This window comes from Leisingera daeponensis DSM 23529, assembly GCF_000473145.1.
Taxonomy (GTDB): Bacteria; Pseudomonadota; Alphaproteobacteria; order Rhodobacterales; family Rhodobacteraceae; genus Leisingera; species Leisingera daeponensis.
Window position 1 is genome coordinate 82,689 of record NZ_KI421500.1, and the last position, 20,890, is coordinate 103,578.

Genomic DNA, 20,890 nt, shown 5'->3' on the forward strand with positions numbered 1-20,890 from the left:
TCTGAAATGCTGCCGCCTGCTGCGGCGGCCTTTGTGCAAATGCTGCACAGCTTGTTCGCTTCGTGAACTCTGTCAAGCCGCAAAACCTCCGCAATATCCAGATTGCGCAACGGGTTACGGGGAAGCCCGGCGGCGGGCTGGACGCTGGGGCCGTTTCCGGTGCAATTTCAAACCGCTCTGCATCGAGAGGCCGCCCATGGCACAAGACTTCACATCCGGCAAACTGGCCCGCCTGGGACTGCTCAGCGCGGAGGACTGCCGCAAGGCGGCAGAGATCACCTCCCGCGCGCAGTTCGACGGGATCGAGACGGTGCGGGTGCTGTTCCCGGACCAGCACGGGCTCTTGCGCGGCAAGGCGGTGATGCCGGAGGCTTTTGCCGGTGTCTTCGACCGCGGCCTCAACGTGCCCGCGACCCTGCTGCTCAAGGACACCTCGCACCGCAATGCCTTTCCTGTGTGGGAGGGCGGCACCGGGCTGGCCGCGCCGATACAGGGCGCGGGCGACGTGCTGCTGGTGCCGCGCCCGGACACCTTCCGCGCGCTGCCCTGGTCCGGCCATTCCGCCTGGATCTTCTGCGAGCCGGTCTGCCTGGACGGCCAGCGGATCCCCTTTGCCTCCAGCGGCGTGCTGCAGCGTGCGGTGGACCGGCTGGCGGGGCAGGGGATGGCGGCCACCTTCGGGCTGGAGGTGGAATTCCACATCTTCGAACTGGCGGACCCTTCCGCCGCCAGCGAGCAGGCAGGCCGCCCCGGCGCCCCGGTCCAGACCCGCAACCTGACGCAAGGCTATCAGTACCTCACCGAAACCCGTTATGGCGAGGTCGAGGGCATCCTGGACCTGTTGCGCCGCAACGCCCAGAAACTGGGCCTGCCGGTGCGGTCCGTGGAAATCGAGATGGGCCCCAGCCAGGTGGAGTTCACCTTTGCCCCCGGCAGCGCCATGGAGCAGGCCGACGCGATGGTGATGTTCCGCACCATGGTCAAGGAGGTCTGCGCCAGAAACGGCCTGCACGCCAGCTTCATGGCCAAGCCGCGGCTGGCGGGGGCCCTGGCCAGCGGCTGGCACGTCCACCAGTCGCTGCAGGACCTGGCCACGGGCCGCAATCTGTTCATGCCGGAAGCCGCCGGGGTGCTGCCCCCGCCTGCCAGCGGCTGGATGGCGGGCCTGTTGAAATACGCGGCTGAGACCTCGCTGCTGACCGCGCCCACGGTGAACAGCTACAAGCGGTATCTGCCGTTTCAACTGGCGCCCAGCCGGATCGGCTGGGGCGTGGACAACCGCGGCGCCATGCTGCGCGCGCTGATGCAGCCGGGCGATGCCGCCAGCCGGATCGAAAACCGTGCTCCCGACAGCTCGGCCAACCCTTACTATGCGCTCGCCGCCCAGATCATCGCAGGCGCCGCCGGGGTCCGCGAGGGGCTGGAGGCCCCGAAACCCACCCTGTCGCCCTACAGCGAGGAGGCCGCGCGCCTGCCGCGCTCGCTGGGCCAGGCGCTGGACGGCTTCGCAGGCTCAACCCTGTGCCGAGAGGCGCTGGGGGCGGACACTGCGGATTACCTGCTGCAGCTCAAGCAGTTCGAGTGGGAGCGCTATCTGGACACCGTCAGCGAGTGGGAGCAGGCGGAGTATTTCGACCTGTTCTGAGGCGCCGCGCGAGCCGCCCGGCGATGCGCAAAAATTCCTATTCAATCGGGCTTTGCCGTCTTGATCGCCGACCCCGCTCATTGATAGCGTATACCCGCGCATGCAGGGGCCGGCCGCGCCGTCCTCTGCCATCCGCGGCGCCATTTCCGGCAGCCTCAACCCATTCAAACCCCATGCCTCTTCGAAGGATAACACCCCCATGAAATACACCGAGGAACACGAGTGGCTGCTGCCCGAGGACGACCTGATCACCGTCGGCATCACCGTCCATGCCGCCGAACAGCTCGGCGAAGTGGTTTATATCGAGCTGCCGGAGCCGGGCACCGAAGTCTCCAAGGACGATGAGGTCGTGGTGATTGAATCGGTCAAGGCGGCGTCCGACATCCTTGCCCCGCTCGACGGCGAGATCGTCGAGGTGAACGAGGCGCTGGCCGACGACCCCGGCAAGGTGAACGACGACCCCGAGGGCGCGGCCTGGTTCTTCAAGATCAAACCCTCGGACCTGTCGCCGATGGACGATTACATGGATGAAGCAGGCTATAAGGACTTCATCTCCTGATATTTCCCGCCTGCTGCGGCTTCCGCGGCAGGCTGCGGGCGGCGGCGATCACGATCCCGCCAGCCGCCTATGCACCCGCCGGGTGCGGGCTGCTATCCGGTCATCGCCAAAACACCCATGCCTGGCAGGAGGTGCGCAATGACCGGATTTTCAGGGGTCAAAGCCCTTTTCATCACCACAGCGCTGAAAAAGGACGGCAGGAAAAGCCACGCCCGCCTGCCGATGGGTGCGTCCTCCGTCATCATGGAAAAGGACGGTGTTGCGGTAGAGCATCTGCACACGCTGGATCACCAGGTGCCGCCCGGCGTCTGCCCGGATATGACCGGACAGGGCCGGGACCGCGACGACTGGCCCGCGGGCTGCCGGTTTGATTGCGAAAACCCGGACTACCGCTCATAGCTGCCGGGCTGGCCTCCTGCGCCGGCACCGCTTTACGGCAATGAGTGATGTGCTTTCCTCATCCGCAGCGTCTCAGCCGGCGGCGCCTGCCTGCCAGAAGTTCCCCGGCACCGGGACAGGCCGCCGCCCGGGCCAAAGCGAACGCTACTTTTTCCCGTTGCCGCGGCCCTTTGGCTTGTCAGTCCAGCCGCCGCACCAGGATCTGATTGCCCTCGCCGCGCTTGGTCTCAAACAGCTTGAGCGAGGCGATCAGGTCGCTCAGCTTGCGCTTGCCGTAGCTGCGGGTGTCGAAATCCGGCGAGGCTGCGGTGATGTACTGGCCTATCTGGCCCAGGGTGAACCACTCGTCGTCCTGGTCGATCGCATCCATCGCCCGCACCACCAGCTTGGTCGGATCCACCAGCTCTGCCGGTGCGTCATCTTTGGTCTCTTCCTTGGTCTCTTCCGCTTTCTTCGCCTTGGGCTTGCTCTTACCCGGGTCCTCCAGCAGGTTCTCAACATAGATGAACCGCTTGCAGGCTTTGACAAAGGCCGCGGGCGTCTTGCGCATCCCCATGCCGTAGACGTCCAGCCCCTGTTCGCGGATGCGGCTGGCCAGCCGGGTGAAATCGCTGTCCGAGGAGATCAGCACAAAACCGTCAAAGCGGCCCGAATGCAGGATGTCCATCGCATCGATCACCAGCGCGATGTCAGAGGCATTCTTGCCGGTGGTATTGGCAAACTGCTGATGCGGGACAATTGCCAGCGCCGCCAGCTTCTCCTTGTTCCAGCCCTGCGGGCTGCCGCCGGCAAAATCGCCATAGATGCGCCGGATGCTGGCCTCGCCGAAGGAGGCGATCTCATCGAACATTGCCTCCGCATATTTGGCGGAGATGTTGTCGGCGTCGATCAGGACGGCCAGAAGCGGCGGTTTCGTGGTGTTAGCCATTGCGGGTTATGCCTTTTGCAAATCTGAGGGGGCAGGGCAGCAGCGCATTTGCCTGCCGTTGCCTGGTGCCGGAATGTCCGGGTCGAGTATGGGCCGCGGCTGCCAAGATGCAAGAGCGGCTTGCGGGGGCAGTCCCCCGGCCGCGTCTGCCGCGCGCTGTGCCGGGAGGTGGACATGGGGGTGCACCGGGGGTGTACGGGAGGTGCACAGGCTGTGCCGCGGGGGGTCCGCCGCGCTTTGGTCTCAGGCGAAGGGGTCTTCCGGATAGCCCACCCGCGCCAGATACAGCCCGTGGCCGGGGCAGACCGGCCCGCAGGCGGCGCGGTCGCGGGCCTCCAGCGCGGCTTTCACATCCGCCGGGTCCCAGGCGCCTGCGCCAACCCGCTCCAGAGTGCCGACAAAGCTCCTGACCTGATTGTGCAGGAAACTGCGGGCGCGCACGTGGAAATGGATCTCCGGCCCGGAAAAACCCTGCACCCGCTCCACCGTCAGCTCATCCAGCGTCTTCACGGGGCTTTGCGCCTGGCAGATGGAAGAGCGGAAGGTGGTGAAATCATGGTTTCCGATCAGATGTTTGGCCGCTTCCTGCATGGCGTCCGCGTCCAGCTCATGGCTCAGCTGCCAGACCTGCCCAGCGTCATGAGTGGCCGGCGCGCGGCGGATCAGGATGCGGAACAGATACTGCCGCTCCACCGCGGAGAACCGCGCGTGCCAGTCATCGTCCACCCGGGCGCAGGCCACGATGGCGACCGGGTCGGGCTTCAGGTGGTAATTCAGCGCCTCCGACAGGCGGAACGGGTCCCAGTCCTTGGCCATATCGCAATGGGCCACCTGTCCCAGCGCATGCACGCCGGTATCGGTGCGCCCGGCGGCGGCGATGGTGTGTTCCCCCGGTTCCAGCCGCGCCAGCGCAGCCTCGATCGCGCCCTGCACGGACGGCAGATCCTTCTGCCTTTGCCAGCCGGCAAAAGGCTTCCCGTGGTATTCGACTTTCAAAGCAAAACGCGGCATGGCCGCGCAACTAGCAACAGCGCCGGGCTGGGGCAAGCCCCGCGTGCGCAAGCGCTACGCCCCGCCGCCGGCGCGCACCTGGGTTGTGGGCCGCGCGCACCAGCAAAGCGGGAACTCAAGCCCTTTCAGCGGCAGCGGCTGGTATCCTCATGCCATGCCGCCTATCTTGGCAGCAGCAAGAACAGAGCAGGATCAGGGCCTTGGTGATAACCTCCCTTGCAGACGGGGTGATGAGCGGGGTGGAGAGCGTCACCAGCGGTCTCTCCTCGGCGTTGTTTGACCGGCCATTGCGGCTGGGGGTCACCGGGCTGGCGCGCTCCGGCAAGACGGTGTTCATCACCTCGCTGGTTGCCAATCTGATGGACCGGGGCCGGATGCTGCAGCTGAACGCCGCGCGCGAGGGGCGGATCGAGGCCGCCTTTCTTCAGCCCCAGCCCGACGACACCGTTCCGCGCTTCGATTTTGAGTCCCACCTCGCAGCGCTGACCGGGCCGTCACCCCATTGGCCGGACAGCACCCGCGCGGTGTCGGAGCTGCGTCTCAGCCTGAAGGTGCGGCCCGCCGGCCTTCTGTCCGGCCTGCAGGGGCTGCGCACACTGCATCTGGATATCGTCGACTACCCGGGTGAATGGCTGCTGGACCTGGCGCTGCTGGACAAGAGCTATGCCGAATGGTCCTCGGATGTCCTCTCGCGCATCGCCGCACGCCCGCAGGCGGAACACTTCCTGGCGGAGAAAACCAAAACGGCCCCCGCCGGGGCGCATGACGAGCCGCAGGCGCAGGCCCTTGCCGCCGCGTTTACAGGCTACCTGCACGCGGCCCGCGCTGCCGGCTTTTACGATTGCACCCCGGGCCGCTTCCTGCTGCCGGGCGACCTGGAGGGCTCGCCGGTGCTGACCTTCGCACCGCTGCCGCCGGAAGCAGGCGCCCCGCGCGGCAGCCTGTGGCGGGAGATGGACCGGCGGTATGAGGCCTATAAGTCCAAGGTCGTCAAACCCTTCTTCCGCGACCATTTTGCCCGCATCGACCGTCAGGTGGTGCTGGTCGATGCGCTCTCGGCGATCCACTCCGGCCCGCAGGCGGTGGAGGATCTGCGCCACGCGATGGCGGATATCCTCAGCGCCTTCAAACCGGGCCGCAACCGTTTCCTGACCCGGCTCTTGGGCGGCAAGCGGGTGGAGAAGATCCTGTTCGCCGCCACCAAGGCCGACCATCTGCACCACGCCCAGCATGGCCGCATGACCGCCATCATCGAGGCCCTGACCCGCGAGGCGCAGGACCGCGCCCGCTTTGCCGGGGCGCACACCGCGGCGCTGTCCATGGCCTCTCTGCGCACCACCACCGAGGAGATGCGCCCCCTCAACGGCACTGAGCTTCCTTGCGTCCGCGGCACCTTGCTGGAGACCGGCAAGCAGGCGGCGTTTTATCCCGGTGCGCTGCCCGAAGACCCGGCCCAGCTGCTCACCCCCGCCCGTCAGGGCGCCGCGCGCTGGCTGGAGGGGGATTATCAGGCGATGGCCTTTGCGCCCGCACCGCTGACCCTCAAACATGGCAGCGGCCCGCCGCATATCCGCCTCGACCGCGCCGCCGAATTCCTGATCGGAGATGCCCTGTGACGCTCTGCCTGCGACCTGCCGTTCCTCTGGATGCCGGTGCCGCCGGCGATATTCTGTACCGTTTCCAGAAGGATACGGAGTGGATGCCCAAGCTTTATACTTGGGCAGAGGCGATCTCCTTCTGCGGCACGATGATCGACCGCGGCTGGGTCACCGTGGCGGAGCGCCAGGGCGGCGTGCTGGGCTTTCTGGCCCGCGACGGGGCAGAGGTCTGCGCGCTCTACCTCGCGCCAGGCGCCTGCGGGCAGGGCGCGGGCAAGGCGCTCTTGGATGCGGCCAAGGCGGCCGCGCCGCGGCTGATCCTGCGCACGTTCGCCGCCAACACGCGTGCGCAGAAGTTTTACCGGCGCGAGGGCTTTTCCGAGACCGGCCGCGGCGGCGGGGCGGACAACGAGGAAGGCCTGCCCGACATCGCCTATGAGTGGCGCGCCATCCGGGAGGCGGCAGCATGAGCAAGAAGCCGGTTCTGTTCGATCTGGAGGAAGAGGCCGGGGCGCCGCCGGTTGCGGATGCCCCGCCGGTGCCCGAGCTGGCGGCGCCGGGGCTTCCGCCGCCGCCGGCAATGGAACAGGCGGCCCGGATTGCCGCCCGCAGGCCGTCGCGCCTGGCACGCTGGTTCTGGGCGGTGCTGGTTGCGGTGGTCGGGGCCATGGCCTCGGTGGCAGCTTGGGATTTCGCGACCGGACTGATCGCCCGGGTGCCCGTGCTGGGCTGGGCGGTCAGCGCCGGTCTGGCGGTTCTGGTGCTGCTGGCGCTGGCGATGGGCCTGCGCGAGCTGGCGGCGCTGTCGCGGCTGCGCCGGGTCGATACCTTGCGGCACCAAGCGGCAGAGGTCTCTGACCTGACCGCGGCCCGCGCCTTTACCAGCCTGCTGGAGGGCTTTTACAAGGACCGCGAGGATCTCAGCTGGCACCAGGCCCGGCTGGCAGAGCGCAAGGCGGACATCATGGATGGCGACGCCCTGTTGCTGCTGGCGGAGGAGGAGCTGCTGGTGCCGCTCGACGCCCTTGCCCTGCGGGAAGTGGAGGCCGCCGCCCGGCAGGTCGCCACGGTGACGGCGATCGTGCCCATGGCGCTGGCGGATATTCTGACGGCGCTGGTCTCCTCGCTGCGGATGATCCGCCGGGTCGCCGGGATCTATGGCGGCCGGCCCGGTGTTTTCAGCTCCTGGCGGCTGACCCGCGCGGTGCTGGCGCATCTGGCCGCGACCGGCGCGGTGGCGGCGGGCGATGACCTATTGGAGCCGGTGCTGGGCGGCTCAGTCCTGTCCAAACTGTCGCGCCGCTTCGGCGAGGGGCTGGTGAACGGCGCGCTGTCGGCACGGGTCGGCATCGCCGCCATGGAGGTCTGCCGCCCGATGCCGTTTTCGGACCGGCGCAAGCCCAGCACCCGCAAAGTGGTGCAGCGGGCGCTGACCGGCCTGTTTTCCAGAGACAAGTAATGCGCGCGCCCAGGCTCATGCGCAGCATGAGCCGCGCCCAAGGCTGCTGATGCGGTCTGGCGCAGCCAGACCGCCGGCAGGCGCGGGAGCGCTGCCGCGGGGCCGGGGTCAGAACAGTTTCGGCGGCTGGTCCTTGGGCTGGCGCATTGCCACGATCCCGGTGCGGAAGCCCTCGCCGATACGGTCGGCCAAGGCGCCCCATTGCAGCGCCGTCTGTGCTGGCAGCTCGGCCCGCAGCACCTCGTGGAACAGGCCCAGCCACAGCGGGAAATGCTCCGCCTTCACATCGGGGCGGCTGACGTGCACCCGCATCGGATTGCCGCTGTAGCTGCGTTCCCGCAGGATCGCATTGCGCCAGAAGCCTGCGATCTTCTCCTCATGCTCCGGCCAGTCGGAGACATGCGCGGCAAACACCGGCCCCAGCACGTCATGGCCGCGCACGCGGGCATAGAACACGGCGACCACGCGGGAAATATCCTCTGCAGTGATTTCGAACCGCGCCAGCGGGTTTGCGGTGTCTGTATCGGTCATCGGGTGCTCCGGCCTGCTCTCGCCCGCTAGATAAGGCCAAGGCGGGGCCAGCGGAAGGGGGCAGGCGCAACTGCCGCAGCGCGGCGTTGCCGCAAAGCCGGCGCCGTCCAGGGCCGGGCTCCGCCCTCACCAGCATGCGGCGCATCTGCCGCTTTACCAGACTGCCGGACCGGCCTATAAGGCCCGCATGTCCCTATTCGCGGCCATCATTATTCGAATTATATCCCCGGCGCTCTGAAACCATTGAGCCGCCGGGCAAAGGCGCTTGAGCCATCGCGCCGAACCGAATATCCCAATTTCCGACCTTGATCATCCAAAGGACGCCCCCGATGTGCGCCGACACGCCCCAGACGCCTGACTACAAAGACACTCTCAATCTGCCAAAAACCGATTTCCCGATGCGCGCCGGCCTGCCCAAGCGCGAGCCTGCCTGGCTGGACCGCTGGGCTGAGATCGGCGTCTACGAAAAACTCCGCGAGAAGGCCGCCGCGGCCAAGGGCACGGATGCAGAGCGCAAGCCCTTCACCCTGCATGACGGCCCGCCCTACGCCAACGGCCACCTGCACATCGGCCACGCGCTGAACAAGACCATCAAGGACATGATCGTGCGCTCGCACCAGATGATGGGCTTTGACGCGCGCTATGTGCCGGGCTGGGACTGCCACGGCCTGCCGATCGAATGGAAGATCGAGGAGCAGTACCGCAAAAAGGGCAAGAACAAGGACGCGGTGCCGGTGGTCGAATTCCGCCAGGAATGCCGCGCCTTTGCCGACAGCTGGGTCGAAATCCAGCGCGAGGAGTTCAAGCGGCTGGGCATCACCGGCAACTGGGACGATCCCTATCTGACCATGAACTACCACGCCGAGGCGGTCATCGCAGACGAGTTCATGAAGTTCCTGATGAACGGCACGCTCTATCAAGGCTCCAAGCCGGTGATGTGGTCGCCGGTCGAGAAAACCGCCCTGGCCGAGGCCGAGGTGGAGTATCACGACAAGGAAAGCTTCACCATCTGGGTGAAGTTCAAGGTGGCCGAGGCCGGCGGTTTCGTGGCTGCTGATGGCGAGGATGCCGATTATGCCGGCGCCGACTCGGCGATCGTGGCGCAGGATCTGGAAGGCGCCCATGTGGTGATCTGGACCACCACGCCCTGGACCATCCCGTCGAACAAGGCGGTGGTGTACGGCGCTGACATTGCCTATGGCCTCTATGAGGTGACCGGCGCGCCGGAAGAATGCTGGGCCGCTGCCGGCGACCGGTTCCTGCTGGCTGACAACCTGGCCGCGGATGTATTCAAACGCGCCCGGCTGGGCGAAGGCCAGTACAAGCGCCTGCGCGGCGTCTCGGCTGAGGAACTCTCCAGCCTGTCGCTGAAGCATCCCCTCGCCGGCGCCGAAGGCTCGAACGGCGAATGGGACGCCATCCGCGATTTCCGCGCCGCCAGCTTCGTGACCGACACCGAAGGCACCGGCTTCGTCCACTGTGCGCCCTCGCACGGGATGGAGGAATTCGAGCTTTACCGCGATCTCGGCATGCTGGAGCAGGTGATCACCTACAACGTGATGGACGACGGCTCCTTCCGCGCCGATCTGCCGTTCTTTGGCGGCACCTACATCCTCAACCGCAAGGGCGGCGAGGGCGATGCCAACAAGGCCGTCATCGACAAGCTGGTTGAGGCCGGCGGCCTGCTGGCGCGCGGCAAGATCAAGCACAGCTACCCGCATTCCTGGCGCTCCAAGGCGCCGATCATCTACCGCAACACGCCGCAGTGGTTCGCCTCTGTCGACCGCAAGCTGGATGACGGCATGGGCGAGATGGGTGACAGCATCCGCGAACGCGCCCTGCGCTCGATCGACGAACTGGTGAAGTGGTGGCCGCAAACGGGGCGCAACCGCCTGTTCTCGATGATCGAAAGCCGCCCCGACTGGGTGCTGAGCCGCCAGCGCGCCTGGGGCGTGCCGCTCACCTGCTTTACCAGGAAAGGCGCGCTGCCGACCGATGCGGATTTCCTGCTGCGCAATGAAGATGTGAACAAACGCATCGTCGCGGAGTTCGAGGAGCACGGCGCCGACGTCTGGTACGAGGACGGCTTCAAGGCGCGGGTGCTCGGCAACAGCGTGGATCCGGACGATTACGACCAGGTTTTCGACGTGCTGGACGTGTGGTTCGACTCCGGCTCGACCCATGCCTTTGTGCTGCGCGACCGCGAGGACGGCACCGAGGACGGCATCGCCGACGTCTACATGGAAGGCACCGACCAGCACCGCGGCTGGTTCCACTCCTCGCTGCTGCAAGCCTGCGGCACCAAGGGCCGCGCGCCTTACCGCAACGTGGTGACCCACGGCTTCACGCTGGACGAGAAGGGCATGAAGATGTCCAAGTCGCTCGGCAACACCATCGTGCCCGATGAAGTGGTCAAGCAATACGGCGCCGACATCCTGCGCCTGTGGGTGGCCCAGACCGACTATACCGCCGACCAGCGGATCGGGCCGGAGATCCTGAAGGGCACCGCCGACAGCTACCGCCGCCTGCGCAATACCATGCGGTTCATGCTGGGGTCGCTGGGCGACTTCCGCGAAGAGCAGCGGGTGGCGCCGGAGGATATGCCGGAGCTGGAACGCTGGGTGCTGCACCGGCTGGCGGAACTCGACCAGAAGGTGCGCAGCGGCTACCAGTCGTTTGACTTCCAGGGTGTGTTCTCGTCGGTCTTCAACTTTGCCACCGTGGATCTGTCAGCCTTCTACTTCGACATCCGCAAGGATGCGCTCTACTGCGACGGCGACACGCTGAACGCCCGCGCCGCGCGCACCGTTCTGGATATCCTGTTCCACCGCCTGACCACCTGGCTGGCGCCGATCCTCGTCTTCACCATGGAAGAGGTCTGGCTGGAGAAATATCCGGGCGAAGGCAGCTCTGTTCACCTGCAGGACATCCCGGAAACCCCGGCCGGCTGGCTGAACCCGGCGCTGGCCGAAAAATGGGCCAAGATCCGCCAGGCCCGCCGGGTGGTGACAGCGGCGCTGGAGGTGCAGCGCACCGACAAGGTGATCGGCGCCTCGCTGGAGGCCGCGCCGGTGGTGCATGTGCGCGACAAGGAGGCGCTGGCGGCGCTGAAATCGGTCAACTTTGCCGATATCTGCATCACGTCGGATATCATGCTGACAAATGACCCGGCCCCGGCCGAAGCTTTCCGGATGCCGGAGGTGGATGGCGTCTCGGTGGTGTTTGAGAAGGCCGATGGCGATAAGTGCCAGCGCTGCTGGAAGATCCTGCCGGATGTGGGCCGCCACAGCCACGCGGGCGTCTGCGGCCGCTGCGACAGCGCGCTGAGCTGACCCACGGCTCACCCCCTAATTGAGTGCAGCGCCCGGCCCGATGGCCGGGCGCTGTCGTTTTTGCGATGTTATTACGCAACTCCCCGCACTTTTTCCGGGTGCTGCCTTGTGTCCCGCTGTTTTGGATTCCTCTAGATGTTGACCGGTTTTCCACAACTGGTTAAGAATTCGTTAATTCCATGAAGATTTTCAGCCATTCATTCAAGAACATGGCATGGGGCAGGGGGGGCAGTTTTCTATGCTGAAGCTGAAAGCGGACGCGCAACCGGCGGACGAGCTTGGCGCGCCGCGCAAGATGGCAGTCCGGATTGACGGGATCTCTGCGCCGAAGAACATGAAAATCGGGCTGGTGGCTGGCGGCGCGGGCCCGATGGCCAGCAGCCTCACAGGCCCGGTCAAGACGCCCGAACCCGCAGCCGCAAACGCTGCGGCGGCGGCGCAGATGCCTGCGCCCGCTACCCGGCAGGCGCCTGCCCGAACCCGAAAAGCTTTGAAGGCGGCAAAAGCCATCAAGGCGGCCTTTGCCGCCCGGACCGCCCGCGCGGCACAGCGGCCCCTTGCAGTTTCTGAAACCGGAAGCGCCCTGCCGCAACTGAGCCTGGCCGCTGCCGGGCTGGCGGTGGCCTCTGCCATGCTGCTGTATTTCCAGTTCGGCGGCGGCACCACGCCTGCGGACACTGATCAGGCCGGTTTGGCGCCGGCGGCGGTTCTTCCCGCCGGGGCGGCTTCGGCTGCAGGCCTGGCCGAGGGCGCGGGCAGCGGCGAGGACGCATTGGTTGCCCGCATCACTGCCGGCACGCTGGCCGCGCTGCGCAGCAAGCAGGCAGAGCCCGGCCCTGCGGCGCCGGCCGCCGCCCCCGCGGCACCGGCCAAAGGCACCGCGCTGTTCAAAATGGTGATGACCGCCGCCGCCCAGGGACAGTCGGAGGCCTACATCGACCAGTTGGTGAACGGCGCCTATGCGCGCCGGGAAATCACCGTGCCCGCCAGCCTGATTGACGCCAGCGGGCGGGTCGACACCGCCACGCTGCTGGCGCTGTTCGTCGGCAAATGACCTTCGCTCCGGCGGCTGCGCCGGAGCTGCCCCCGGGATGCCCGCACAGGCTTTGGTGCTGTTAGACCGGCGGCTTTCATAACAAAAACAACACAGACCCGCGCCGCAGGCCGAAAACGGCCGCGGTGCACAAGACTTCCGGGGGGACCATGAAGAGCTTTTTCGCTGCCGCAGCCATGGGGCTGTTTGCGCTTGCCGCCAATTCCGCAACCGCAGAGACCTGCGGCGGGGTGTACACCGTGCAGTCCGGCGACAGCCTGTCGGTGATTGCCGACAAGATGTACAAGGACGCGGGCAAGTGGAGCGCCATCCACAACCGCAACATCGACCAGATCGGCCCCAAGCCGAACGCGATCCGGGCCGGCATGAAACTGTCGCTGGCCTGCCTTGAAGGGCTGCCGCTGGGGCTGCCGGGCGGCAAGGAAATCGCCGCCGCCGTTCCCGCCGCTGCGGTGCCGGTCAAGGTGGCGCCGGGCAATGCCGCGGTGCGCAAGAAAATCAACCTGCTGACCGGCGACGACTATGCCCCCTTCACCTCCAAGGCTTCGCACAATGGCGGGCTGATCACCGAGGTGGTGAACGCCGCCATGGCCAAGGCGGCGCCGGCCGAAGGTTACGCGATCCACTGGGTGAACGACTGGTCCTCGCATTTCGACCCGCTGCTGTCCAACGCGCTCCTGGACCTGGGCTTCCCCTGGTACAAGCCCGACTGCGAAACCATGCCGGACAGCTACCGCTGCCAGAACTTCCACTTCTCGGAACCGATGTTCGAAACCCTGATGCTGCTGTTTGCCGACAGCAGCCGGCCCTTCGCCTTTGAGCAGGACAGCGACATCGAAGGCAAAACCCTGTGCCGTCCCGCGGGCTATCTGACCTTTGATCTGGATGAGCGCGGCCGCAACTGGATTGCAGAGAAGAAGATCACCCTGAAGCAGCCGCACAAGGTGAAGGACTGTTTCGACATGGTGGCCGCGGGCGAGGCCGATGCGGTGGCAATCAACGAATTCACCGGCCGCAGCGTGATGAAGGAGCACGGGCTGGAGGGCCGCTTCACCATTCTGCCGCAGCCCTTGTCGGTGCTGGGCATCTATGTGGTGGTTCACAAGACCCATCCGCGCGCGGATCAGATGCTGTCGATGGTCAACACCGGCCTGCGCAGCATCCAGGAGGACGGCAGCTATCAGGCGATCGTCGAGGACCACATGGCCCGGATCTGGGCCGGTTTCTGAGGAGGAGGGCATCATGAAAAGGCTGTTCTCCCGCCTTCTTCAGCTGGCCGCAGTGTTCAGCTTGGCGCCGGCCGCCGCCTGGGCGATCTGCGATGTCGATTATGTGGCGCAGCCCGGCGACACGCTGTTCTCCATAGCCGAGACCCACTATGGCGACCGCGAGCGCTGGACGCTGGTCTATTACCGCAACCAGAAACTGCTGGCGGGCGCGACCGTGCTGCCGGGCCGCAAGCTGTTCATCCCCTGCATCACCGGCGCCACCGCGCCTGATGCCACACCGCTGCGCCAGGAAAAGGCAGAGCTGACGCTGCTGACCGGCGGCGGCTATGCGCCGTTCACCGGCCGCGGCCTGCCGGGGCAGGGGATGGTGACCGAACTGGTCAACGCCGCGCTGGAGCTGGCGCCCGCGCCGGTCAGCTATTCGGTCAGCTGGGAGGATGACTGGTCCAAGCATCTGTTCCCGATGCTGGACCAGAAGGAATTCGATATGGGCTTCCCCTGGCTCAAGCCCGACTGTGCGGCTGAGCCGGACAATGAGCGCTGCGCCAGCTTCCATTTCTCGGACCCGGTGATGACCTTGCCGATCATGCTGTTTGCCCGCGCCGACAGCGGCTTTGACTACCGCGAGGACGCCGACGTCGAAGGCAAGACCCTGTGCCGTCCGGCCGGCTATTTCACCCATGACTTGAACCGTCCCGGGCGCCGCTGGCTGGACGGCGGCAAAATCACTCTGGTGCAGCCGAAGACCCCCGCCGATTGCTTCCGCATGGTGGCAGAGGGCAAGGTGGATGCGGCTGCGGTCAACCTGTTCCTGGGCGCCAGCACCATCGTCGGGGAAGGGCTGCGCGACACCGTCGTGCCCCTGGAAAAGCCGCTGTCGGAAGAAGGTCTGCACGTCGTGATTTCCAAGCGCCACTGGCGCGGCACCACCCATCTTTACCGGATCAATGCGGGCCTGCAGAAGCTGCGCGGCAGCGGCCGGTTCGAAGAGATCATGTCGCGCCACCTGGAGCTGTTCTGGGCGCAGCTCCAATAAAGGGCGGCGGCGTCAGGCGGACAGGGTTTTGGCCGCCTTGTAGCCGTTGCAGGCCGCGGCGCATTCGGCCTCGCTGCCCGGATCCTGGTGTTCGGCGCGCTGCAGCAGAAGGTGCTCCGCCAGGACCGGGTTTTCCTGCGGCAGGCCGGACGCCGGTCCGGTGCCCTGCCGGGCGGCGGCGGCCGGGCGGCTGCGGCGGTCATCGCGGCCGGGCGGGTCCTGCGGATGGCCGTGCGGTTCCTGCTCCCGCGGGCTGGTGTTTGCGGATTCGCTGCGGTCCGGGTCATCTGAGCGCACAACCGGACGGGCGGTCAGATGGCCGCGGTTCGGTTTGACAGGATCTACCCTTCCTGAAACTGGCAAAAACATAGAGCGGGTCCTTCGCGTTGGCTGTGAACCGGTCTTAAGCGAAGGTTAATGCAAAGCGCTTAACAGCAGGTTAACGCGGTTCCGCAGGGCGGAGCGGCCGGGCGGGCGGTCCGCAAACGGGCCTGCAAAATCGGCCTGAATACCGGCCTTAAGAGCCGGTGATAAGCCGGGCCTTGACATAGCTGGCTTCCGCCTGAAGCGCACTGACCGGTTTGGGGCCGGCCTGGCAGCCATTCATCAGGTCCTGGTAAAACGCCGCCATGCCGATGTCGTTCACCTGCTTCAGGTTCAGCGTATCGGTGCGCGCGGCGGCACGGGCCGGGCCGATATACTGCGGGGTCAGCGCTTCCGGGCGGGCGGCGCTCAGCGCCTGCTGCCGCTGCAGGCTGCGGCCGATGCCCCGGGTGGTGCCGTCGATCAGCGGCGCATCCACCGGCTGGCCGCCTGCCTCCGCGATCACGGGCTGTTTGCTGCGCGCAGCCTGCATCTGCTTCAGGCCGTGATAGAGACTGGCGGTGCCGGAAACTGCAGACAGCATTTGATTACCCTTCGCTTCGTTCTTGAGACTCACTTTATGATAATTTGATGTAATTGGGTGAGGAACTGTTAGCATTGGTTAACGCGGCCTTAACCGCGCTTGCGGCAACCGGGCACAGGCCGCCTTGCCAGCAGGGATATTCCGGGGGATGATGGCGCCTGTGGCAGCGCCGGGGAGGCAGGATGATTTCAGCCAGCCTTGAAACACCTGTCGGCGCGCTCAGCGTGACAGAACGGGACGGTGCCCTTGTGCGGCTGGCCTGGTCTGCGGCGGCAACGGGGCGGTCGGCCTTGCTGGACCGGGCAGTAGCGCAGCTGCGCGCCTATTTCGCCGGGGAGCTGACAGAATTCGATCTCCCGCTGCATGTGGACGGCTCTCAGTTCCAAAAGGCAGTTTGCGAGGCGATGCGGGCGATCCCTTTCGGCGAAACCCGCACCTACGGGGAAATTGCCAGGGATCTCGGCGCCCCTCCGCAGCCGGTGGGCAATGCCTGCGGCGGCAATCCGATCCCTGTGATCATCCCCTGCCACCGCGTGCTCAGCGCCACGGGGCTGGGCGGTTTTTCCGGGCAGGGCGGGGTGGAAACCAAGGTTGCCCTGCTGAAACACGAAGGCGCCGCAGGCCTGCTGATCTGACCCTGCAGGCCGGCCGCTGTGTCCCGCGGGGCTTCATTTGCGCTGAACGGGAACCGGTTGTCCGCCCCCTCAGGGCGCAGCGCCGCCGCGGGAGCAAACCGCGCCGCGGGGCGGCACGGCATGGGGTCAGGCAAACAGGGCCTTCACCTGGTCATAAAGCGGTGCAGTGCTGGTTCCGGAGGTTTCGGTAAAATCGCTGATCAGCGCCAGGATCACCGATTCCATATCAGCTTCGGACGGAGCCTCAGGGGCGGGTGCTGCGGCGGCTTCTGCGGCGCTGTCGGGGCTGTCTGCCGGGGCTGCGCCGCCGGTCTCTGCCGTGCCGGAGGTGCCGCCTGCCGGCGGCTGTGCGGCCTCGGCAGCGTCTGCCTGCTTGGCGCGCCAGCCCCAGGCCTTGGCATGGTCGGGCGGCCCCGGCTGTTTGCTGCCGGTCACAGCGTTCAAGGCGTTGCTCAGCCCGCTTGGGGCGAGGGCAGGGGCGGATACGGAATGCATGGCGGTCTCCTGTAATCGCTGCCGCGAGGGCAAAGTCCCGGTCAGTGTCCGCAGTTGCCCGTTAAATTCGGCTTACCGGCGCGGCCGCTTTCTAAGGCAAAACCCATTCAAACTTTCGCCGGTTTGCCAAAGCCCTAGGGTGCATAGGAAAAAGCGCTGCCGGCCAAGGGCAGCGCCTGCAGCCTGCCGCAGGATCAGGGATGCGAAGGCGCGCGGCGGCGTTCGGGAATGATCTGCTGGGCGATGCCGACAAACAGCAGGTAGACCGAGGTGACCACCAGCCCCCAATGGGCCCAGCTGGCCGGGTGGAAATCGACCCAGGCGGCCCAGCCGGCAAAGAACGTCCAGGCCAGCGCCATCGGCAGCGAGACCTTGCGCCAGCGGGCCGTGCGCACCGGATGGATGAATTTCAGCGGCAGGAACATGGCAATGGACAGCAGCGTCACCAGCACCAGGCTGGTCCAATGGCTGGGCTCCAGCGCAAAGATCACCAGCACCAGCATATTCCAGCAGCCGGGAAACCCGGAGAAGGAATTGTCCTTGGTCTTCATTCGTGTGTCGGCGAAATACATCGCGCTGCCGAAGGTGATCACGATGATCGCGAACCAGCCGGTCCAGCCTGCCATCAGCCCCGATTGGAACAGCGCAAAGGCGGGGATGAACACGTAGGTCAGATAGTCGATGATCAGGTCCAGCAGCACCCCGTCAAACTCAGGCGAATAGCGCTTGACGTGGTAATGCCGCGCCAGCGGGCCGTCGATCCCGTCCACCGCGAAGGCGACCACGAGCCAGACGAACATCAGGCTCCACTTGCCCTCCGCCGCCGCCAGCATCGACAGCATGGCGAAGACGGCGCCGGTTGCGGTGAGCAGGTGAACGGAGAGGGCGCGGATCTGTGGTGTCATGGGTCCCTGATGGCGAATTTGCCCCGGTCCCGCAACCGTTCAGTGCAGGTTTGGGCGGAATTCCGTGCCTGCGGCAAACTGGATGCGGGCCATGCGGCGGCCCAAGGGGGCGGGGACGGTGATATGAGGGGAGGTAAACGGCGCCCTTGAGGGCATATCCCCCATCCGTTCCCACGGCTGGCCGCCGGGCGGCGGGGCAGGGGCAGCAGGGGCGCCATCGGCATAAAGGGCGGCAGAACCGGGAATGGTCATAGCGGAATCCTTTCTGGATCGGTTTCCGCCATAAAGCCGCAGCGGCCTTAACAGCCGCTTGCCGCGTCCTGCAAAAATAGCACGCATTTTAGCTAATCCGGCGCAGGCCAGCCGATCCGGCACAGGCGGGCTCAGCCGCAGCAGCCGCGTCCTGTTTGCACCGGCGGGCAGGGCACGGTGCCGTAAGAACAGAACACACAGCAGTCGCCGGGACGGGGCCGCAGCAGGATGCGGCAGCCCGGGCATTCGTGGAACCATTGGCAGGCGTCCTGCGGCATCCTTACCGTGGCCTGATGGCCGCAGGACGGGCAGGTGAGCGTGCTGGTCAGGACGGGATCTTCAGGCTGTGAGCCGGGCATGGGCAGGCCTCCCTGCCTCCAGCAGAGGGCGGAAACCGCGCCGGGTCAAGTCACGCCTTGGGGTGGGCGCGCATGTAGACATCCATCAGATGGGTGGTGTCCACCGCCGTATAGGCCTGGGTGGTCGACAGCGACGCATGGCCCAGGAGCTCTTGAATGGCGCGCAGGTCGCCGCCTGCCTCCAGCAGGTGGGTGGCGAAGCTGTGGCGCAGCGCATGCGGGGTCGCGGTGGCGGGCAGCCCCAGCTGGGCGCGGGTCTTGGCCATCACCCCCTGGATCTGGCGCGGGTTCAGCGCGCCGCCGCGCACGCCGCGGAACAAGGGCGCCGCGCGTTCCTGCGGGTGCGGGCACAGCTCCAGATAGCGGTCGACCGCTGCGCGGGCGGCGGGCAGCACCGGCACCACGCGCTCCTTGCGGCCCTTGCCGAGAATGCGCAGCACCTGCGGCAGCGGCGCGTCTGCGCCCTTCAGCCCCAGAGCCTCCGAAATCCGCAGGCCGCAGCCATAGAGCAGCGTGACCACCGCCACGTCGCGGGCAGCCACCCAGTCCGTTTCCGATTGCAGCTCCACCGCCTCCAGCACCGCCTTGGCGGCTTCCGGCGCCAGCGGGCGCGGCAGCTTCTTCTGAAACTTGGGCGCGCGCGCCAGCAGCACTGCGGCGGGCTCAAACCCCTCGCGCTTGGCCAGCCAGCGGTAGAAGGTCTTGACCGCCGACAGCTTGCGCGCCAGCGATCTCGCGCCGGTGCCGGAGTTGCGCTCCGACGCCATCCACGCCCGCATGTCGGCGGTGGTGATCCGCGCCAGCGCGCCCAGACCCTGCGGGCCGCCAAAGTGCTGCGTCATGAAGGCCAGGAAGGCGGTCACATCCCCGCGGTAGGCCGCCAGCGTGTTGGCCGAGGCATCCTCCAGCCCGCCCAGCCGCTCCAGCCAGAGCTGCAGCGCATCGCGGCAGGCCGGGGAAATCAGCGTCACGACAGCCAGCAGCGCATCGAACGTTCGAAAACGCCGCTGAAAAAGCCCAGCAGATCAGCGCCTTGCATCGGCGAGAACTGATGCGGGTCTTCCGACCCCAGCACCAGCATCCCGGGCAGGCGGCCTTCGCCCAGATCCAGCATCAGGCAGGCCTCGGAGCGGATCCATTCGGCCTTCTGCCCATAGACCCGCGGGCTGCCGCCCTGGGTCTGGCGCAGGGTCACGATGCGCTGGCTGCCGGGCTGCCCGGCATAGCTTTCGGTGAAGCCGGGGCCCGCCAGTTTCAGGGCGCCGGACTTGCGCTCCACCGCCGCGCCGCCGGGCTGCGCGGTTTCCAGCACCAGCGCCAGGGCATCGACACGCAGGATCTCCGGCATGTCCTGTTCCAGGCAGGCGAGGAAGGCAGTGAAATCGCGCGGCTCCAGCAGCCGCAGCACGGCCCGGTGGATGAGGTTGGTGCCAGCCAGGTTGTCGTAAGCCGCGGCGATGACCGAGCGGTGGGTGTCCTCCAGCCGGTCGAGCCGCGCCGCCATCCGCTCCATAGCGATGCCGCGCAGGTCAACGACGTTGGAACCCATCGCGCGCTCATTTGCGGCGACAAGGGCGTTCATCAGGTGCTGATCCTCCAGCACCGCATCGGGTTTGGCGAGGATCGCCTCGCGCAGCTGGTCTTCCAGGCTGACTGAAGGGTTTGTACTGCTCATGCGTGAAACTCTTGCGGCTCCGGACCTCTGACGGGTTTGGTGATGTGTATAACACGGGATTTGCGCAATGCTGCGGAAAAATTCCGGACCGGCAGAAATTGCCCTGCAGCAGTGCCCGGCCGAAGCAATTCACGCCCGAAAAAGAAAAAGGCGCCCGCAGCGGGGCGCCTGTGTTCGCGTCCTGACTTGCAGGAAGATCAGAGGATCTTGATCTCAGCCGCCTTGATGTCGGCCAGGAAGGCATCCAGGCCCTTGTCGGTCAGCGGGTGGTTCACCATCGCCTTGATCACGGCCGGCGGTGCGGTAATCACATCGGCGCCGATGCGGGCCGAATCCAGCACATGGTTCACAGAGCGGATCGAGGCCGCCAGGATCTGCGTGTCAAAGCCGTAGTTGTCATAGATGATGCGGATGTCCTCGATCAGCTCCATGCCGTCCAGGTTGATGTCATCCAGACGCCCGACGAAGGGGGAGATGAAGGTCGCGCCCGCCTTGGCTGCCAGCAGCGCCTGGTTGGCGGAGAAGCACAGGGTCACGTTCACCATGTGGCCGTCATCGGTCAGGGTTTTGCAGGCCTTGAGGCCGTCCCAGGTCAGCGGCACCTTGACGGCGATGTTCTCGGCGATCTCCACCAGCTTGCGGCCTTCGGCGATCATGGTTTCCGCATCGGTTGCGGTCACTTCCGCCGACACCGGACCGTCGACCAGGGCGCAGATCTCCTTGGTGACCTCGATGATGTCGCGGCCGGATTTCTTGATCAGCGACGGGTTGGTGGTGACACCGTCCACCATGCCCAGATCGTTCAGCTCTGCAATCGCGTCGATCTCGGCGGTATCTACGAAGAATTTCATGGGGCAGTCCTTTGGATGGGTTGGCCTCGG

Annotated in this window: 23 protein-coding genes; 11 read left to right on the plus strand and 12 right to left on the minus strand. The window is 66.3% G+C overall.

The genetic code is table 11. The annotated features are described in order from the left end of the window. Positions 1-196: 196 nt before the first annotated feature. The 3 genes from DAEP_RS0100710 (at position 197) to DAEP_RS0100720 (ending at position 2,603) form a co-directional block, all read left to right on the plus strand. Positions 197-1,645: a glutamine synthetase family protein gene (locus DAEP_RS0100710; protein ID WP_027243321.1), complete on the plus strand. Its 1,449-nt coding sequence runs from the start codon at positions 197-199 to the stop codon at positions 1,643-1,645. A gap of 199 nt (positions 1,646-1,844) precedes the next feature. Continuing rightward, on the plus strand, positions 1,845-2,204 hold the full coding sequence (gene gcvH / locus DAEP_RS0100715; RefSeq protein WP_027243322.1) for a glycine cleavage system protein GcvH: 360 nt from the start codon (positions 1,845-1,847) through the stop codon (positions 2,202-2,204). A 138-nt stretch (positions 2,205-2,342) separates the two neighbouring features. Beyond that, complete coding sequence (locus DAEP_RS0100720; protein ID WP_027243323.1) at positions 2,343-2,603, plus strand: hypothetical protein; 261 nt, start codon at positions 2,343-2,345, stop codon at positions 2,601-2,603. A gap of 178 nt (positions 2,604-2,781) precedes the next feature. On the opposite strand, the gene DAEP_RS0100725 is transcribed toward DAEP_RS0100720, so the two are convergent. Then, positions 2,782-3,531: an NYN domain-containing protein gene (locus tag DAEP_RS0100725; protein WP_027243324.1), complete on the minus strand. Its 750-nt coding sequence runs from the start codon at positions 3,529-3,531 to the stop codon at positions 2,782-2,784. A 243-nt stretch (positions 3,532-3,774) separates the two neighbouring features. Next, positions 3,775-4,542 (minus strand): tRNA pseudouridine(38-40) synthase TruA, encoded by a 768-nt coding sequence (gene truA / locus DAEP_RS0100730; RefSeq protein ID WP_027243325.1) that lies wholly within the window; start codon positions 4,540-4,542, stop codon positions 3,775-3,777. Between the two features lie 200 nt (positions 4,543-4,742). On the opposite strand from truA, the gene DAEP_RS0100735 reads away from it, so the two are divergent. The 3 genes from DAEP_RS0100735 (at position 4,743) to DAEP_RS0100745 (ending at position 7,599) form a co-directional block, all read left to right on the plus strand. Continuing rightward, positions 4,743-6,158, plus strand: coding sequence for a YcjX family GTP-binding protein (locus tag DAEP_RS0100735; protein WP_027243326.1), 1,416 nt, complete (start codon positions 4,743-4,745; stop codon positions 6,156-6,158). 83 nt (positions 6,159-6,241) lie between these two features. Continuing rightward, positions 6,242-6,610, plus strand: a complete 369-nt coding sequence (locus DAEP_RS0100740) for a GNAT family N-acetyltransferase (protein WP_425411755.1) — start codon at positions 6,242-6,244, stop codon at positions 6,608-6,610. Then, the gene (locus DAEP_RS0100745; RefSeq protein ID WP_027243328.1) at positions 6,607-7,599 is read left to right on the plus strand and encodes a YcjF family protein; all 993 of its coding nucleotides are present in this window, start codon (positions 6,607-6,609) and stop codon (positions 7,597-7,599) included. The genes DAEP_RS0100740 and DAEP_RS0100745 overlap by 4 nt, the downstream gene beginning before the upstream one ends. Before the next feature lie 108 nt (positions 7,600-7,707). On the opposite strand, the gene DAEP_RS0100750 is transcribed toward DAEP_RS0100745, so the two are convergent. After that, a complete protein-coding gene (locus tag DAEP_RS0100750) occupies positions 7,708-8,130 on the minus strand; it encodes a group III truncated hemoglobin (protein WP_027243329.1) in 423 nt (140 codons plus the stop codon). Positions 8,131-8,459: 329 nt separating this feature from the next. Here DAEP_RS0100750 and ileS point away from each other — a divergent pair, with 329 nt between their 5' ends. From ileS to DAEP_RS0100770, 4 genes are all read left to right on the plus strand, one after another. After that, on the plus strand, positions 8,460-11,462 hold the full coding sequence (gene ileS, locus DAEP_RS0100755; protein ID WP_027243330.1) for an isoleucine--tRNA ligase: 3,003 nt from the start codon (positions 8,460-8,462) through the stop codon (positions 11,460-11,462). A 238-nt stretch (positions 11,463-11,700) separates the two neighbouring features. Then, a complete protein-coding gene (locus DAEP_RS0100760; protein ID WP_027243331.1) occupies positions 11,701-12,516 on the plus strand; it encodes a hypothetical protein in 816 nt (271 codons plus the stop codon). A gap of 149 nt (positions 12,517-12,665) precedes the next feature. Beyond that, on the plus strand, positions 12,666-13,745 hold the full coding sequence (locus tag DAEP_RS0100765) for a transporter substrate-binding domain-containing protein (RefSeq protein WP_027243332.1): 1,080 nt from the start codon (positions 12,666-12,668) through the stop codon (positions 13,743-13,745). A gap of 13 nt (positions 13,746-13,758) precedes the next feature. Continuing rightward, positions 13,759-14,781, plus strand: a complete 1,023-nt coding sequence (locus tag DAEP_RS0100770; RefSeq protein WP_027243333.1) for a transporter substrate-binding domain-containing protein — start codon at positions 13,759-13,761, stop codon at positions 14,779-14,781. A 12-nt stretch (positions 14,782-14,793) separates the two neighbouring features. On the opposite strand, the gene DAEP_RS0100775 is transcribed toward DAEP_RS0100770, so the two are convergent. Next, the gene (locus tag DAEP_RS0100775; RefSeq protein WP_008553969.1) at positions 14,794-15,150 is read right to left on the minus strand and encodes a hypothetical protein; all 357 of its coding nucleotides are present in this window, start codon (positions 15,148-15,150) and stop codon (positions 14,794-14,796) included. 148 nt (positions 15,151-15,298) lie between these two features. Continuing rightward, on the minus strand, positions 15,299-15,688 hold the full coding sequence (locus tag DAEP_RS0100780; RefSeq protein ID WP_027243335.1) for a hypothetical protein: 390 nt from the start codon (positions 15,686-15,688) through the stop codon (positions 15,299-15,301). Between the two features lie 182 nt (positions 15,689-15,870). Between DAEP_RS0100780 and DAEP_RS0100785 the strand changes: the two genes are divergently transcribed. Further along, positions 15,871-16,323, plus strand: coding sequence for a methylated-DNA--[protein]-cysteine S-methyltransferase (locus DAEP_RS0100785; RefSeq protein ID WP_008556263.1), 453 nt, complete (start codon positions 15,871-15,873; stop codon positions 16,321-16,323). Positions 16,324-16,449: 126 nt separating this feature from the next. On the opposite strand, the gene DAEP_RS0100790 is transcribed toward DAEP_RS0100785, so the two are convergent. The 7 genes from DAEP_RS0100790 to fsa all read right to left on the minus strand — a co-directional run bounded on the left by DAEP_RS0100790 (position 16,450) and on the right by fsa (position 20,860). Further along, a complete protein-coding gene (locus DAEP_RS0100790) occupies positions 16,450-16,818 on the minus strand; it encodes a hypothetical protein (RefSeq protein WP_027243336.1) in 369 nt (122 codons plus the stop codon). 194 nt (positions 16,819-17,012) lie between these two features. Continuing rightward, positions 17,013-17,723 (minus strand): CDP-alcohol phosphatidyltransferase family protein, encoded by a 711-nt coding sequence (locus DAEP_RS0100795; RefSeq protein WP_008557084.1) that lies wholly within the window; start codon positions 17,721-17,723, stop codon positions 17,013-17,015. A 39-nt stretch (positions 17,724-17,762) separates the two neighbouring features. Then, positions 17,763-17,975, minus strand: coding sequence for a hypothetical protein (locus DAEP_RS23475; RefSeq protein ID WP_008558085.1), 213 nt, complete (start codon positions 17,973-17,975; stop codon positions 17,763-17,765). A gap of 131 nt (positions 17,976-18,106) precedes the next feature. Further along, entirely contained in the window at positions 18,107-18,334 is a 228-nt protein-coding gene (locus tag DAEP_RS24340) for a GDCCVxC domain-containing (seleno)protein (protein ID WP_084204385.1), read from the minus strand. A gap of 50 nt (positions 18,335-18,384) precedes the next feature. Further along, positions 18,385-19,305, minus strand: a complete 921-nt coding sequence (locus tag DAEP_RS0100800) for a tyrosine recombinase XerC (protein WP_027243337.1) — start codon at positions 19,303-19,305, stop codon at positions 18,385-18,387. Then, on the minus strand, positions 19,302-20,009 hold the full coding sequence (locus DAEP_RS0100805; protein ID WP_008554193.1) for a DUF484 family protein: 708 nt from the start codon (positions 20,007-20,009) through the stop codon (positions 19,302-19,304). The genes DAEP_RS0100800 and DAEP_RS0100805 overlap by 4 nt, the downstream gene beginning before the upstream one ends. Positions 20,010-20,206: 197 nt before the next feature. Continuing rightward, on the minus strand, positions 20,207-20,860 hold the full coding sequence (gene fsa, locus DAEP_RS0100810; protein WP_008557895.1) for a fructose-6-phosphate aldolase: 654 nt from the start codon (positions 20,858-20,860) through the stop codon (positions 20,207-20,209). Between the last annotated feature and the right edge of the window lie 30 nt (positions 20,861-20,890).